General features: G+C 72.1%; 13 protein-coding genes. 9 read left to right on the forward strand and 4 right to left on the reverse strand.

Going from position 1 to position 14,271, the window contains the following annotated elements; genetic code table 11:
• Positions 1–69: 69 nt before the first annotated feature.
• On the reverse strand, positions 70–681 hold the full coding sequence (locus tag WME95_RS17265; RefSeq protein ID WP_437909463.1) for a polysaccharide biosynthesis/export family protein: 612 nt from the start codon (positions 679–681) through the stop codon (positions 70–72).
• Positions 682–941: 260 nt separating this feature from the next.
• On the opposite strand from WME95_RS17265, the gene WME95_RS17270 reads away from it, so the two are divergent.
• The 4 genes from WME95_RS17270 (at position 942) to WME95_RS17285 (ending at position 5,366) form a co-directional block, all read left to right on the forward strand.
• Positions 942–2,471, forward strand: coding sequence for an O-antigen ligase family protein (locus tag WME95_RS17270; protein WP_437909464.1), 1,530 nt, complete (start codon positions 942–944; stop codon positions 2,469–2,471).
• A 96-nt stretch (positions 2,472–2,567) separates the two neighbouring features.
• Complete coding sequence (locus WME95_RS17275; RefSeq protein ID WP_437909465.1) at positions 2,568–3,518, forward strand: Uma2 family endonuclease; 951 nt, start codon at positions 2,568–2,570, stop codon at positions 3,516–3,518.
• A gap of 44 nt (positions 3,519–3,562) precedes the next feature.
• On the forward strand, positions 3,563–4,696 hold the full coding sequence (locus WME95_RS17280; protein ID WP_437909466.1) for a UTP--glucose-1-phosphate uridylyltransferase: 1,134 nt from the start codon (positions 3,563–3,565) through the stop codon (positions 4,694–4,696).
• Between the two features lie 85 nt (positions 4,697–4,781).
• The gene (locus WME95_RS17285; RefSeq protein ID WP_437909467.1) at positions 4,782–5,366 is read left to right on the forward strand and encodes a GNAT family N-acetyltransferase; all 585 of its coding nucleotides are present in this window, start codon (positions 4,782–4,784) and stop codon (positions 5,364–5,366) included.
• 17 nt (positions 5,367–5,383) lie between these two features.
• Here the strand turns inward: WME95_RS17285 and WME95_RS17290 are convergent, their stop codons facing one another.
• Entirely contained in the window at positions 5,384–5,926 is a 543-nt protein-coding gene (locus WME95_RS17290; protein WP_231864867.1) for a PadR family transcriptional regulator, read from the reverse strand.
• Between the two features lie 508 nt (positions 5,927–6,434).
• Between WME95_RS17290 and WME95_RS17295 the strand changes: the two genes are divergently transcribed.
• The 3 genes from WME95_RS17295 to WME95_RS17305 all read left to right on the forward strand — a co-directional run bounded on the left by WME95_RS17295 (position 6,435) and on the right by WME95_RS17305 (position 10,994).
• A complete protein-coding gene (locus tag WME95_RS17295; RefSeq protein WP_437909468.1) occupies positions 6,435–7,217 on the forward strand; it encodes a class I SAM-dependent methyltransferase in 783 nt (260 codons plus the stop codon).
• 167 nt (positions 7,218–7,384) lie between these two features.
• Positions 7,385–7,996 (forward strand): 30S ribosomal protein S4, encoded by a 612-nt coding sequence (rpsD, locus tag WME95_RS17300; RefSeq protein WP_437909469.1) that lies wholly within the window; start codon positions 7,385–7,387, stop codon positions 7,994–7,996.
• Positions 7,997–8,300: 304 nt separating this feature from the next.
• Positions 8,301–10,994 carry an exopolysaccharide transport family protein gene (locus WME95_RS17305; RefSeq protein WP_437909470.1) on the forward strand — a complete coding sequence of 898 codons (2,694 nt, stop codon included), beginning with the start codon at positions 8,301–8,303 and terminating at the stop codon, positions 10,992–10,994.
• 133 nt (positions 10,995–11,127) lie between these two features.
• On the opposite strand, the gene WME95_RS17310 is transcribed toward WME95_RS17305, so the two are convergent.
• Complete coding sequence (locus tag WME95_RS17310; RefSeq protein WP_437909471.1) at positions 11,128–11,556, reverse strand: VOC family protein; 429 nt, start codon at positions 11,554–11,556, stop codon at positions 11,128–11,130.
• Between the two features lie 108 nt (positions 11,557–11,664).
• The gene (locus WME95_RS17315) at positions 11,665–13,050 is read right to left on the reverse strand and encodes an aldehyde dehydrogenase family protein (protein ID WP_437909472.1); all 1,386 of its coding nucleotides are present in this window, start codon (positions 13,048–13,050) and stop codon (positions 11,665–11,667) included.
• A 57-nt stretch (positions 13,051–13,107) separates the two neighbouring features.
• On the opposite strand from WME95_RS17315, the gene WME95_RS17320 reads away from it, so the two are divergent.
• Together WME95_RS17320 and WME95_RS17325 are read left to right on the forward strand one after the other, a co-directional pair.
• The gene (locus WME95_RS17320) at positions 13,108–13,899 is read left to right on the forward strand and encodes a Stp1/IreP family PP2C-type Ser/Thr phosphatase (protein WP_437909473.1); all 792 of its coding nucleotides are present in this window, start codon (positions 13,108–13,110) and stop codon (positions 13,897–13,899) included.
• A 107-nt stretch (positions 13,900–14,006) separates the two neighbouring features.
• Positions 14,007–14,267: a hypothetical protein gene (locus tag WME95_RS17325; RefSeq protein ID WP_437909474.1), complete on the forward strand. Its 261-nt coding sequence runs from the start codon at positions 14,007–14,009 to the stop codon at positions 14,265–14,267.
• Positions 14,268–14,271 lie beyond the last annotated feature (4 nt).

The raw sequence follows: 14,271 nt of genomic DNA on the forward strand, positions 1-14,271 counted from the left end.
GCTCGTCAGATAGTTTCTGCGTCCGGCTGACGCTCTGCTGGGCTCGATGCGCGTTCGTCGCGGGCCTTCCTACGGCACCACCACGGTATCGTTCGTTTGCAGCGGCAGATCCCCGCGGAGATCGCCTTTCCCGACGACCTCATCGAACACGAACGGAATCCTGCGCTCGCCGATCGCGTCGCGCCGGACGATCACCACCTCGTCGGGATCGGCGAAGCGCGTGAATCCGCCCGCGAGGGCGAGCGCCTGGAGCACGGTGATCTGCGCCCTCGGCGTGAACTCGCCAGGACGCGACACCTCGCCCATCACGTAGACCCGGTAGCTGTGGAGCTCTGCCACCTCGACGCTGACGACCGGCTTCTCATGATAGAACTTGGCGGCCTGCGTCGCGATGTCCTCGGCGACGCCCATGACGGTGCGCCCCGACGCCAGGACGTCGCCGACGAGCGGGATCGTGATGAACCCGTCGGGTCGCACCGTGACGCGCTGGCTCAGCGCCTCGTTCTTCCAGGCGCGCACCTCCAGCACGTCGCCGGGGCCGACCGCATAGGCGCTCGTCGCGCGACGCTCCGCATCGAAATCGACGCGTGGTGCGCGCGCGCCCGCGCCGCAGCCCGGGAGCGCCATGAGGACCGTGAGCGCGGAGCAGAGCAGGGCAATCCGGACACAGCGGGAGCACATGCGGTTTCCAGCCTCCTTGATGCGATGGCGCTCCAGCAAGCGCCGATCCCGCCGCCGCGCTCCGCGCCTGCTCCTCGCGCGCGCACTGGCGCTCTTCCCGCGTGCCGCTCGGGCCCGCGGTGCTAGATCCGTCGCGCGGAAGGGGGGAATGCGCGCCGCGCCTCATCGCGCCCGCGCAGGGCGCCTCCGCGCGGCCGTCACGAGGGCGCGGCGCGGGCCGCCCGTGCGCGGCGCGCGCCACGCGAACGGCGCGCCACACCATGGCAGCGTGGGTCGTGTGCGCGCTGTGCGCGCTCGTCATCATCAAGCCGCAGGAGTTCATCCCCGCGCTCTCGGGGATTCCGCTCGTGCACGCGGCGTTCGGGATCACCCTGCTCTGTGTCGCCCTCGACGTCGTGTGGCGCCGGCTCAAACCGACGCTCGCGCCTCAGGTCGTCTATGCGCTCGCGTTCCTCGCCTGGGCAGCGCTGACCACCGCGCTGAAGCGCCCGACCGCGCTCGAGGAGCGCGGAATGCAGCTCGCGACCGTCGCGGGCATCTTCGTCGCCGTCGCCGTCGCCGCCGCCTCGCCGCGAGGGCTGCGGGCGCTCGCGATCACGCTCGTCGGCTGCGCCGTCCTCACGACCGTGGTCGCGATCGTGCAGGCGTTCCAGCCCCACGGCTGCATGATCGCGGCTCCCGATGACTGGGAAGGCAAGGGCGAGCTCGAGCCGGATGGGCGCCCCTGCGAGACCAACCTCGACTGCCGCATCGAGGCGCCCGTGCCCGACGGCAACTACCGGTGCGAGCGCCCCGGGCCGCTCGGCACGTCGACCATCGATGGCCGCGTCCGCTACCGCGGCTCGCTCGCCGATCCCAACGAGCTCTCGCTGATGGCCGGAATGTCGATCCCGCTCGCGATCGCGCTCGCCGAGCGGCGCTTCGGCCCGCGCCGGCCGCGCAGGTCCGTCCGCGGGGGCTCACCCTCGTCGGCTGGCGCGCCGCCCGGCGGCGCTGCGCCAGGGCCCGCGCGGGCCTGCGGGGCGCGCCGCGCGCTGACGCTTCCCGTCCTGCTCACGGATCGGCTGATCTCGCGCGTTGCCGGGGCGCTCCGCGCGCTCCCCGTGACGGCCGTCATCGCGGCGATCGGCGCGATGGTCGTCCTGTCGCGCTCGCGCTCGGGCGTCATCGTGTACCTGGCGGTCCTCGGCATCAGCTTCATCCGGCGGAGCGGGACCCTCGGCGTCATCGCCGCCTGCTTCGTCGGGCCGCCCATGCTCCTGCTCGGGGGCCGGAGCGGCGATGAGGCGAGCGAGAGCTCGGGCGAGCGCGTCGAGCTGCTCCGGGAAGCGTTCGAGATGATCCGCCGGACGAAGGGGATCGGCGTCGGCGCAGGGCAGTTCGGCGACGAGTCGTCGCTCGGCTTGACCGCCCACAACTCGTATCTCCTCGCAGCGGCCGAGACGGGCCTGCTCGGGATGTGCCTGTTCGCGCTCGTCCTGTACGCGTCGATCAAGGTGCCGCTGTCGATCTGGCTGGGCGACGTCGATGTCGGCCCCACGGCGAGGCGGTTCGCGCCGGCGATCTTCGTGAGCCTGTGCGGCGCGCTGATCGGCATCTTCTTCCTCTCGTGGGCCTACAAGGACATCCTCTACATGGTGTTCGGCGCCTCCGCCGCGCTCTACGGCGCCGCGCGGGCCGAGGACAGCCGCGTCGTGGTGCGCGTGTCCGGGAGGGAGGTCGCGCTCGTGTGCGGCGGGATGTCCCTGGTGCTCGTGCTGCTCAACGTCCTGCTCCGGTTCCTCGGGTGAGCGCGCCGCGAGCGCCGGGCGCTCCTGGGATGGCCGCGGCGCGGCCTGGCAGGTCGTCCGACGGGAGCGCCCTGGAATGGTGGTATGCTGGGCGGGATGTCGGCTCCCATCCGCAAGCCCGTCGACCCCGCAGCGGCGCCCATCCCGGCCGAGGCGCCGCGCGCCCCGACGGAGGCCGAGTGGGCCGCGATGTCGCCCGCTCAGCGCCAGCAGGCGATCGCGGCGCTCGTCGACTCCATGTCCCAGGAGGAGATCGACGAGCGCCTGGCCATGGCCGAAGGGGACCCGCACTTCGACGCCAAGGTGGAAGCCCGCGACACGCTCCGCGCCTGGTTCGGCCGGCGCGGGCGGCGCGTCTACATCGGCGCCGAGATGAAGGTCCACTATCCGGGCGAGAAGGGCTTCACGCCCGACGTGATCGCGGTGACCGACGTCGAGCCCACCCCGCGACTCTGCTGGATGGTCAGCGCCGAGGGCAAGGGGATCGACCTCGCGATCGAGGTGCACTACGCCGGCAACTGGCGCAAGGACTTCGTCGACAACGTCGTGCGCTACGCGACCCTCGGGATCCGTGAGTACTTCATCTACGACATCCCGCGCGGGCACCTCAAAGCTCACCGGTTACCGTCCACCGGAGAGCGGCGCTACGAGAGCATCCCCTCGCGCGCCGGGCGGTACCGATCGGAGGTCCTCGATCTGGATCTGGCGGTGGAGGCGGGGCGTCTCCGTTTTTACGCGGATACCGCCGAGCTGGTCACCGCCAGCGAGCTGGTAGGCAAGCTGGAGGGGATGATCGAGGCCGCCGAGGCTCGGATCGAGCAGGAGCAGGCGCGGGCAGAGCAGGAGCAGGCGCGGGCGGAGCAGGCGGTGGGGCGGCTGTCGGCGGCGATCCTGATGCTGCTGGACGCGCGCGGCGTCCCGGCGAGCGAGGAGGCGCGGGGCCGGATCCTCCGCGAGACGGACGTGGACGTCCTGGGACGCTGGCTCCAGCGCGCGGCAACCGCGGCGGCGGTGGAGGAGCTGTTCCTGGAGTCGACCGGCCGCTGACTGCCGTTGCCACGCGCATCGCCTCGTGGTCTTTTGAGGATACCGTGTCTTCCCTCACCCAGCAGATCGCCGCGCTCCCTGGCCCTCTCCTCGCTCGCCTCCGGGCTCGCGGGTTCGACCCCGATCGCGTCGCCCGGTGGGCCGCGTCCATCGGCAAGGACCGGGACGCCCGCAACCGCCTCCAGGGCACGGTCGAGCCGCCCGCGCCCGGCGATGTCGCCGACCTGCCCGCCGAGGGCACGCCCGAGCACGCCCGCTGCCGCGAGGCGGGCCTGGCCGCGCTGCGCCGGGGCGAGGTCGCCCTCTGCGTCCTCGCCGGCGGGATGGCCACCCGGATGGGCGGCGTGGTCAAGGCGCTCGTCGAGGTGCTGCCCGGTCGGACCTTCCTCGATCTGCGCCTCGCCGAGAGCGATCACCTCCGGCGCACGACAGGGGTCCCGGTCCCGCTGTGGCTGATGACCAGCGAGGCGACGAACGGACCGATCCGCGCGGCGCTTGGCCCGCGCCTCGACGAGCCGGGCGATCTGTGCGCCACGTTCGAGCAGCACGTCTCGCTGCGCCTGACGCCGGAAGGCGGGCTGTTCCTGGACGAGGCGGGCGAGCCGAGCGTCTACGCCACCGGCCACGGCGATCTCCCGGATGCCCTCCGCGAGAGCGGCCTCCTCGGCCGCTTCATCGCCCGCGGCGGGAAGATCGTCTGGATCGCCAACCTCGACAACCTCGGCGCGACCGTCGATCCGGTCCTCCTCGGCTGGCACCTCGGCCACGGCGGGCCGCTCTCCGTCGAGGTGGTCGACAAGGGCGGCGACAAGGGCGGTGGGCCGTTCCGGTGGAACGGCCGACCGGTGATGGCGGAGGACTTCCGGCTGCCGGTCGGGTTCGATCCGAAGGTCGTGCCCGTCTTCAACACCAACACCTTCCTGGCGAGCGCCGAGGCGCTCAGCACGCTCGCGCTGGACTGGATCTATGTGGAGGTCGAGAAGAAGGTGGACGACCGCAAGGCGATCCAGTTCGAGCGCATCCTGAACGAGGTCACGTTCGGGCTGCCGGCCCGGTTCGTTCGCGTCCCGCGTGAGGGCCTCGCGGCCCGGTTCCTTCCCGTCAAGGACGTCGAGGAGCTGGAGCGGCGGAGGCCGGCGATCGAGGCGATCGCCCGCGCGCGCGGCTTCCTCGGCTGAGCCGAGGAGCGCAGGCCGCGTCGCTCGGCGCGCGGCTGGCGAGCGAAGGTGCTTGTCGTCGTGAATCGACGCGTGCGACGAGGCGTTGCGCGCCGCCGAGGAGCGCCCGAGCGCGCGCTGGCGGATGGGAGAACTGGATATGGCAGATGCGCAGACGGTCTCTCTGGACGCGGCGACGCCGGCGGATGCGGTGATCCTGTCCAACCTTCTCGAGCTGTACATTCACGATCTCAGCGATGTGTTCCCCGCGATCGAGCTGGGGCAGGACGGGCGCTTCGGCTACCCCAAGCTCCCTCTCTACTGGTCGGAGCGGGAGCGGCGGTTCGCGTTTCTCATTCGATGCGGCGGGCGCGTCGCGGGGGTTGTGCTGGTGACGCGCGGTTCGCCGGCGGTGGAGGACCCGGACACCCTGGATGTGGCCGAGTTCTTCGTCCTTCGCCGCTATCGCCGCTCTGGCGTGGGCCGCCAGGCGGCGTGCCTCCTATGGAACGGCCTCCCCGGGAAGTGGACCGTGCGCGTCGCCGAGGGGAACCGGGGCGCTCTGGCGTTCTGGCGCGGTGTCGTCGCGGAGTTCACGCGCGGCGCTGTGACGGAGCTCGTGCGTCCTGGCCAGCCACACGCCTGGCGGGTGTTCTGCTTCGAGAGCGTGCCTGAGCGCGTCGCGCCCTGATTCCACGGCGGCGCGGATCACGGGCGCCGGCCGGCGCGCCCCTCCGGATCTTCGGCGAGCAGCTCCTCGATCTCGGCCGCCGCCTTGTCGAGCACCTTCACGGTGCGCGCGAGCACAGCCGGCGTGATGCGCCCCCGGCGCATCGCGTGGCGCAGCATCTTCATGAGCGAGCCGATGCGCTTCATGACGTCGCCGAAATCCTCGGCGAAGCGCTCCCACGAGGTCTCGACGAAGCGCTCGTAGAACTCGTCGACGTACTCGCGGTTCGCCTTGAGGTCCTCGCGCCCCGCGTCGGTGATCTCGTAGATCTTGCGCCCCTCGGCCTCGATGACGCGCGCGTGGCCGAGCTCCTCGAGCATCTGCAGCGTCGGATAGATGACACCGGGGCTCGGCCGGTAGGTGTCGCCGCTGCGCTGCTCGATCGCCTGGATGACCTCGTAGCCATGGCGAGCTCGCTCGGCGAGCACGTCGAGCACGAGGTAGCGCACGCCGCCGCGATCGGCGCGGAGCGGCGGCCCTCCGAACCAGTCGCCCCACCAGCCCGGCGGGCCGCCACCCATGCCGGGCCGACCCCTCCCGAACGGACCCCCCCTCGGCCCTCGCGGGCCTGCGCAGTGATGGTGTTCGTATCCCCAGAACATAGACAAAATCCCTCTCTGGCTAGGCGGCGGACCACCACGGCGGCGAACACTCAGCTGCCGCGCGCTCGTGCGCAGACCGCCCCGGCTCCACGGCCCGGCGGCCCTGTGGCGGCCGGGTCGATATTCTAAAAGATATATCTAAAAGATAGCTCTCGACTGTCGGCCGTCAAGAGGCGGGGCGGGTGGGGTCGCAGGCTCAACCTGGGTCGCAGGCTCAACCTGGGTGGGGTCCGCCGGCCGGGCTCAACCTGGGTGAGGTCCGCCGGGCTCAACCTGGGTGAGGTCCGCCGGGCTCAACCTGGGTGAGGTCCGCCGGCCGGGCTCAACCTGGGTGAGGTCCGCCGGGCTCAACCTGGGTGGGGTCGCGGCTGATCGCCGGCTGTTCGCTGCTTGACACGTGACGCTCGTCCCTGTAACGAAAGTGAAAATGATTTTCAGTATCGACGCTGCCCCTTCGTTTGCTCGACGCGAGCTCGCGGGAGTCGCCGCGTGCGCGTACGCCTCCGACGCGTTTCCCGACCTCGGGCTCCACGACGAGGAAGCGCGCCAGCTCGCCCGCGTGCTCGAGGTCGAGCGCGCCGGCTTCACGGAACAGGAGCTCCGCCCCCTCGCGACCCGCACGCGGCTGGTCGACGACGTCGTGGACGACTTCTTCCGCCGTCACCCGGACGGGCTGGCCATCGGGCTCTTCTCCGGGCCGTGCACCCGGTTCTCGCGCGTCGACAACGGGCAGCTCCACTGGATCGACATCGACGTTCCCCGCGTGGTCGCGTGGAAGTCCCGGCGCGCCCCGCAGACGTCACGGTATGCGCTGGCCACGGCGTCCCCCGGCTGCGATCACTGGATCGATCAGCTCGCCGACGCGCAGGACTGGCCCACGTTGATCCTCGGCCTCGGCCTCTTCTCCCATCTCGGCCCCGAGCGGATCGGCGCCTTCTTGACCCAGGTCTCCCTGCGCCTCGCCAAGGACGTGGAGCTCCTGCTCGACGCGAGCCCGTGCCTCCAGCTCCGTCCCACCGCGGCGAGGGGCGCGCGTCACGTCGAGCTCCACCGAGAGGGAGGCATCGTCGAGACGTTTCCATGGCTGCGCGTCCTGGGCGATAACGACTATCCCGAGCCGCTCGGCGCCCGCATCCGGACCACGAATGGACTCGCGCGCTTCTTCCGTAAAGCGCAGTTCCCGATCCTCCGCCACCTCCGGCGCGTGTGAGCCCTCGATGGCACCCTCGGTAACACCTCCATAACAAGTAACAGCAAGACCCATGCACAAGGACAGAGAAGCTCGATGAACATCCAGGACTACGTTGACGCACCGGCGCCCTGCGGCGCCGCGCTCCACCATCGCGACGCGCGCGCGTCCCTGGGGAGGGCCCGGGCATGAGCCGTTATACCGGACCTCGCGTCAAGGTCATGCGCGCGCTCGGGGTCGAGCTCCCCGGGCTGTCGGCCAGGAAGACGGAGCGGAGGCCTTACCCGCCCGGGCAGCACGGACAGGCCCGCAAGAAGCTCAGCGAGTTCGCCCTGCGGCTCCGCGAGAAGCAGAAGGTCAGGCTCAACTACGGCCTCACCGATACGCAGCTGAAGACGCTCATGCTCGAGGCGCGCAGGAGCGATCTCGCCGCCGGGGCGAAGCTCATCGAGCTGCTCGAGCGGCGGCTCGACAACGTCATCTTCCGCGCGGGCTTCGCGCGCACCATCCCGGCCGCGCGACAGCTGGTGGCGCACGGGCACGTGCTCATCGACGGAAAGCGCGTCGATATCCCCTCCTACCGCGTCACCACCGGAGAGACGGTGAGCGTGAGCGAGAAGCGCCGTGACCACCGGACCGTCGTGGAGGGCCTCGCGAGGACGGACATGGAGGCCCCCACGTGGCTCGCTGTCGACAAGGACGCCCGGCAGGCGCGCGTGGCCGCGCTCCCGGACGAGACGAGCATCCCGTTCCCCATCGCGGTTCAGCTGATCATCGAGTACTACTCGCAGCGGCTGTGACGAGGACCAGGGCTCGCCGCGCTGGCGAGCCCGCCTCCCTCGACGCGGGGCGGTCGCGACAAGCGCCCGCCTTCCCGGGAGCGTCCGCGCAGCGAGCCGCGCGCGCCGGACGCCGAATGTCCATGGCGTGCGTCGGCATCGGCCCTCTCTCACGCGGTCAGCCCGCGTGGTGGCGCCGAGCCGGGTGCGTCCCGGGGTGACGCGCCCGCGAGCACGCGCCTTGCCGTGCGGAGGCGGAGCGCCCGCGCGCGCGCCCTCCGCGCCGCGCGGCGCTGGACGCGCTGCCCGCGGGGCGAGGAACACCATGGCCAGCCTGAGCACGGAGAGCACACCCCGGGAGCGCCTGGATCGCGCGATCAGCGTCCTCGGCAGGGTCCGGATGTACTGGCGCGGAGCGGCCGCGATGCTGGCCGTCGGACTCGCGATCTCCTTCGCCCTGGCGCTCGCCACGAAGCGGGTGTGGCGGAGCGAGGCCACGATCCTCTACCGCGACACCATCCAGACCGGCCGCGATCCCCAGAGCAGCACCGCGCGCGCGGCGCGCCTCGGGTCGAAGCTCAAGGACGCGCTCACCGCGCGCGGGACGCTCGCCGGCGTCGTCGAGGCGTTCGGGCTCTACCCGGAGAAGACCGCCCGCTCGATGGTCGAGGCCGTCGAGGAGATGAAGAACCACGTCGGCTTCCGCGCGCAGAGCAGCGATACGTACGTCGTCTCGTTCACCCACGACGATCCGCACGTGGCGCAGCAGGTCGCCGCCCGCCTCACGCAGATCCTGCTCGACGACTACCGCCGCGACAGCCTCGGCACGGCGACGATGACCCGCGATTTCCTGCGGAAGGAGCTCGCCGAGGCCAGCTCCAAGGTCGACGCGGCGAGCCGCGCGCTGGCGACGTTCCTCGCCAGGAATCCGCAGTTCCAGTGGGGGCTCAACGACTCTCCGTATGCGCCGGCGCCCCAGCCGCTCGGCTCGCCCGGCGCCCCCGCGCCCGCGGCTCTGGGGCGCGCCCTGTCGTCAGCGCAGCCTGTCCGCCCGGTCGATCCGCAGCTCGCGGCGCTCGAGCGGCAGCTCGCGCGGGTCGAGGCGCTGCTCGGGGCCGGGCGATCCCCAGCGGCGGCGCCCGGGCAGCCGCTGCCCCAGAGCGTCGTCGAGGCGCAGCGGGCCCGCACGGCCGCGGTCGCCGCGGTCGCGGCAGCCGAGGCGGCGCTCGCCGAGAAGCTCACGACCGTGACCCCCATCCACCCGGACGCCGTCGCCGCGAAGCGCCGCGTCGAGGCGGCGAAGAGCCAGCTCACCGCGGCCGAGAGCGCGCTCGGGCTCGTGCGCGCGGGCGTCACCGAGGCGTCGATCGGCGAGGCGCGCGAGGCGCGCGCGCTCACCCCGTCGAGGCGCGCGGCGCTCTCGGCGGAGCGGACCGCGCTCCTCCGGCAGATCGCGGGGCTGCGCGCGCGCGGGGGAGGGGGCAGGGCGCCGGCGGGGGGCGAGGCGCCGCGCGCGCCGGCGGAGAGCGCCGCCAGGGGCGAGGCGCCGCGCGCGCCGCCATGGGCGGCCGACGGGGGCGCCGAGGAGCGCGTGATCGAGCTCGAGACCGAGTGGCACCGGCTCCGCCTCGACCTCGAGCGGGCGCGCGAGTACCTGAAGACCGTTCAGGCCAACGAGCGGGCGGCGGACCTGTCCGCGGACGCCGCCGAGAACAAGAGCGAGACCGAGCTCGACGTGCTCGACCAGGCCTACCTGCCGAGCCGCCCTGACCGGGGGCGTGGCCGCGTCTTCTTCGCTGGCGCCGCGGTGACGTTCTTCTTCGCGCTCGGCGTCGCCGGGGCCCGGGTGCTGCTCAACGACACGCTCTACGACGGCGGCGACATCCACGCGCTCGGCGGCCCCGCCCTGCTGGCCGCGATGCCGGAGCTCCCGGCGCGCCCGCCGCTCCGCGAGCGCACGATCGTGCCCGCGTACTACGCGGAGCCGCCCGTCGAGCCGAAGTACGGCACGGAGCCGCCCGACGGGCGCGGGCATGGCGCAGACCCGCCTGGCGCGGCTGGGCCTGGCGCCTCGCCGCCCTGGGGGCTCGGGCACGGCGCAGAGCCGTCCGGCGCGCCGGACGAGGCCGCTCCGGCCGCCGCCGCCCCGGAGGACACGCTCCGGGACGGCCTCGACCTCGGCGATTGCGAGGTGGCCGACCGGTCGTCCTGGAGCGCGCCCGAGGCGCCGCTCGCCTGCATGGGCGTGCGCTCGTTTGCGCGCGCCAGCGGCCCCGCGTTCGATGGGCCCGAGGTGGAGATCATCGGCGCGGACCTCGATCCCGAGGGGCACGGCGTGTTCGAGCTGCTCCGGGGCGCGCCCGCGCCCGCGCTCGCGGCGCTCCGGGTCCTCCGGCACCGGCTCGATCAGCGGCGGGCGGGCGAGCCGCTCGCGGTCGCGGTGGTGAGCCCCGGCCGGGCCGAGGGCAAGACTGCGCTCGCGGTCCGCCTCGCGATGACGCTCGCCGAGGCCGAGCGCGCCCGGGTGCTGCTCGTCGACGGCCACCTCGCGTGCCCCCGCGTCGCGGCGACGCTCGGCCTGCGGCTGCCCGCGCACGCGAGCTTCTCGGAGCAGCTCCGGCGGCGGATGGCGGGCGAGATCCGCCCGCTGGGCGTCATCGCGGTCAGCCAGTCGCTCTCGGTGCTCGCGGAGCCCTCGCCCGAGGCGAGCTATCCCGCGGCGCTCCACTCGGTCCACTTCGAGGCCGCGATGCGGACGCTGCGGCGCTACCACGATTACGTCGTCATCGACGGCCCTCCGGTCCTTGGCTCGGGCGACGCCAACGTCATCGAGGACGCCTCCGACGGCATCGTCCTCGTCGCGCGCGCCTCGCTGACCCGGGCGTCGTCGCTGACGAGGGCCGCCGAGCAGCTCGGCGATCGCCGCATCCTCGGGGTGGTCCTGAACGACGTCGCGCCGAGGCCCGTCGCCAGGAAGCGGGTCTGCATCGATGGAGAGCCAGCAGGGCAGTCCGTCTGAGGAGAGACGAGCAGGCGCCGAGAGGGGGAGCAGGGAAAGAAGCGCGGGAGGAGCAGCGGCGATGCGCTGGCGCCCGTGCCGATCTCAATCGATTCTGTGTCGGCTCTTCAACGCTCTCGCGACATCTTCGCGATCAGAACGTGATCTTTATCGCGTCCGCCGACCTGTTTGCCTGGCCGTGGTGGACGACCTCGATGTTGTTGCCATCCGGGTCGAGCACGAACGCCGCGTAGTAGCCGGGGTGGTATGGGCGCTTGCCCGGAGCGCCGTTGTCCTTGCCGCCCGCGGCGATCGCGGCGGCGTGGAACCGATCGACCGTCGCGCGGTCGCTCGCCTGGAACGCGAGGTGCGTCCGGCCGGTGGTCACGCCGGTCGCGGCCGGCGAGTCCGCGCTCGAGATGAAGAGCTCGTCGGCCCAGAAGTAATCGTCGGCCTCGCCTGCGATCGGGATCCCGATCACCTCGAAGACGGCACGATAGAACTTCTTGCTCGCCGCCAGGTCGGCCACGACGAGCTGAACGTGATCGATGAGGCGCCCGCGATAGATCTCTTGAGTTTCCATCGCCTCGGGATACCGCACTTCCCCCCCGGCGCAAGCCGTCCCTTCGAGCTCATCTGCTCGCGGGCTGCGCGAGGCGCGGTGTTCGCGCCGCGCCGCGCGCCCGGGAGTTCAGCCGATCTTGAAGTTGATCGATTTCGGCCGCGTCAGGTGCAGGAACCCGAGCGTCGAGAGCGTCGCGCCCTTGCCGCTGTTCTTCGCGCCCGTCCACGGGAGCGCCGGATCCAGGGTGTCACACTGGTTCATGTAGACCGTGCCGACGTCGAGCTCGCGCGCGAGCCGCGCGGCGCGCTCGCGGTCGCGCGTCCAGACCGACGCGGTGAGCCCGAGATCGCTGTCGTTCATCAGCGCGAGCGCCTCCTCGTCGGACGAAACGGGCACGACGGGCAGCACCGGCCCGAACGACTCGATGCGCATCACGTCGAGATCGGGCGCCGTGTCCACGAGGAGCGTCGGCTCGAAGAAGCGGCCGCGGCCGTCGACCTGGGTCGCCCGGCCGCCGCAGAGCGCCTTCGCCCCCCGGGAGAGCGCCTGCTTCACCTGCGCCTCCAGGAACGCCGGCGCGTGAGGCTGCGCCATCGGACCCAGGTTCGTCCGCTCATCGGTCGGATCGCCGAGGACGTAACGCTTCATCAGCTCCAGCGCGGCCTCCACGAACTTCGGATACAGGTCGCGGTGAACATACGCGCGCTCGACAGCGCAGCAGCTCTGTCCGGCATTGTAACAGGCGCCGTCGACGATCCCGTCCACCGCCTTCTCCAGGTCCGCGTCGGCCGCGACGTAGGCGCCGTCCTTCCCGCCGAGCTCCAGGCCGGCGTCGACGGCCACCTTCTTCGATGTGGCCGCATAGATCCGGCGTCCGCCTTCGACGGAACCGGTGAAACCGACGAAGTTGACCCGCGGGTCCGACGCGATGCGCTCGGACGTGGCGTGGCTGCAGTGGAAGGCCTGGACGAGGCCGGGCGGCGCGCCGGCCTCCGCGAACGCCGTCGCGAAGTGCTCTCCGCAGAGCGGCGAGCGCGGCGAGTGCTTGAGCAGCACCACATTGCCCGAGAGCACCGCGGGGATGACCACGTTCACGGCGGTGAGGAGCGGATAATTCCAGGCGGGGAGATTGAAGACCACACCGAGGGGAGCGCGCACGATCCGCCGCTCGAGCCCGGGGAGCTCCGGCAGGATCACATCGGCGAGCGCGCCCTCGGCGATCGCGATCATGTGCCGGGCTCGCTTGGCCATCCCCGCGACTTCATTGCGGGATTGGCGCAGGGGCTTGCCCATCATGCGGGTGATGTCGGCGGCGATCGACGGGGTGTTGGCCTCGATGTGCTCGACCGCGCGCTGGCACAGGGCGGCGCGCTCGGCGATGGATGTGCGCGAGAAGCGCCGCGCGGCGGCGGTCGCCGTGTCGAGGAGGCGGTCGACGGCGGCCTCGTCTGCAAGAGGCCGGCGGACGGCTTCCTCGAGGGTATACGGGTTGTCGATCACGAGGTCGGACATGGCGGGGAGATTAACCTAGTTCCCTGGGGGGCCAAGCGTCGTCTAGACTCGGGGCGAATGCGCGCCACCGCGGCAGGTCTATCCGACGTCGGCAGGGAGCGGGTCCACAACGAGGACCGATACATCCTCCTCCCCGAGTTCAACGTCTACGTCGTCGCGGATGGCATGGGCGGGCACGAGGCCGGCGAGGTCGCGAGCCGGATCGCCGCGAGCGCCATCGCCGGCTACTTCCGCGAGGCGAACGGCAAGCGGCGCAAGGCGTCGACCGGCGACAGGCTGCGCGCCGCCGTGACGTACGCGAACGCGCGCATCTTCGCGCACGCCGACGACTCGCGGTTCTACCGCGGGATGGGGACCACGGTCGTCGCCGCGGCGTTCTCGCCGCGGGAGCGGAAGTTCTACGTCGCCCACGCCGGCGACAGCCGCTGCTACCTCCTCCGCAACGGCGATATCTCGCAGCTGACCCGCGACCACTCGCTCATCGCGGAGGCGCTCCTCGAGCGGCCCGACCTCACCGAGCGCGACCTCGCCTACCTGCCCCGCAACGTCATCACCCGGGCGCTCGGCATCGGCCCCAGCGTCGACATCGATCTGCGCGCGGAGCGCGTCGAGGCGGGCGACGTGTTCCTCCTCTGCTCCGACGGCCTCCACGGGCTCGTGGACGATCGCGAGATCGCGCGCATCGTCGAGGACAACGCCGTGCTCGCCGACGCGTGCGGCAAGCTCATCGACTGCGCCAACGAGAACGGTGGCCGCGACAACATCACCGCCGTGCTCATCCGGATCGAGGAGACGGCATCGGCGTCGTGGAGCCAGCGCCAGGGCGTCAAGAGCCGCAGCGCGCGGTAGCATCGGGCTGCGTGCGGAGGGGGCCGAGCGCGCGCCGCGCCATCAGGTGAGCGGCGCCGCCGCGCCCCTGCCGCCTGCAGGTGGGCTGAAGACAAGGGAGGTCATGCATGCGAACCAGGTGGATCGGGATGGGGCTCTTCGTCGGCGCGCTGCTCGCGTGGGGCTGCGGCGGCGAGGCGGCGCTCGGCGAGGCGTGTGAGGAAGAGGGCGCCGACGGCGAGTGTGAGAGCGGTGCGGTCTGCGGCAAGCCCGACGACAGCGCGGCGCTCGAGTGCCTGAAGACGTGCGTCGAGCAGACGGACTGCCCCGCGGACCAGGAGTGCAACGGCGTCTCCGGCTCGGACCTCAAGGGCTGCAGGCCGAAGTAGGGGA

Source organism: Sorangium sp. So ce327 (assembly GCF_051530205.1).
GTDB classification, from domain to species: domain Bacteria; phylum Myxococcota_A; class Polyangia; order Polyangiales; family Polyangiaceae; genus Sorangium; species Sorangium cellulosum_B.

Bases quoted from the DNA above. Each gene is read 5' to 3' on its own strand.
- WME95_RS17265 (WP_437909463.1), bottom strand. From the start codon at position 681: ATGTGCTCCCGCTGTGTCCGGATTGCCCTGCTCTGCTCCGCGCTCACG.
- WME95_RS17270 (WP_437909464.1), top strand. From the start codon at position 942: ATGGCAGCGTGGGTCGTGTGCGCGCTGTGCGCGCTCGTCATCATCAAG.
- WME95_RS17275 (WP_437909465.1), top strand. From the start codon at position 2,568: ATGTCGGCTCCCATCCGCAAGCCCGTCGACCCCGCAGCGGCGCCCATC.
- WME95_RS17290 (WP_231864867.1), bottom strand. From the start codon at position 5,926: ATGGGTGGCGGCCCGCCGGGCTGGTGGGGCGACTGGTTCGGAGGGCCG.
- WME95_RS17295 (WP_437909468.1), top strand. From the start codon at position 6,435: ATGATTTTCAGTATCGACGCTGCCCCTTCGTTTGCTCGACGCGAGCTC.
- rpsD (WP_437909469.1), top strand. From the start codon at position 7,385: ATGAGCCGTTATACCGGACCTCGCGTCAAGGTCATGCGCGCGCTCGGG.
- WME95_RS17305 (WP_437909470.1), top strand. From the start codon at position 8,301: ATGGCCAGCCTGAGCACGGAGAGCACACCCCGGGAGCGCCTGGATCGC.
- WME95_RS17310 (WP_437909471.1), bottom strand. From the start codon at position 11,556: ATGGAAACTCAAGAGATCTATCGCGGGCGCCTCATCGATCACGTTCAG.
- WME95_RS17315 (WP_437909472.1), bottom strand. From the start codon at position 13,050: ATGTCCGACCTCGTGATCGACAACCCGTATACCCTCGAGGAAGCCGTC.
- WME95_RS17320 (WP_437909473.1), top strand. From the start codon at position 13,108: ATGCGCGCCACCGCGGCAGGTCTATCCGACGTCGGCAGGGAGCGGGTC.
- WME95_RS17325 (WP_437909474.1), top strand. From the start codon at position 14,007: ATGCGAACCAGGTGGATCGGGATGGGGCTCTTCGTCGGCGCGCTGCTC.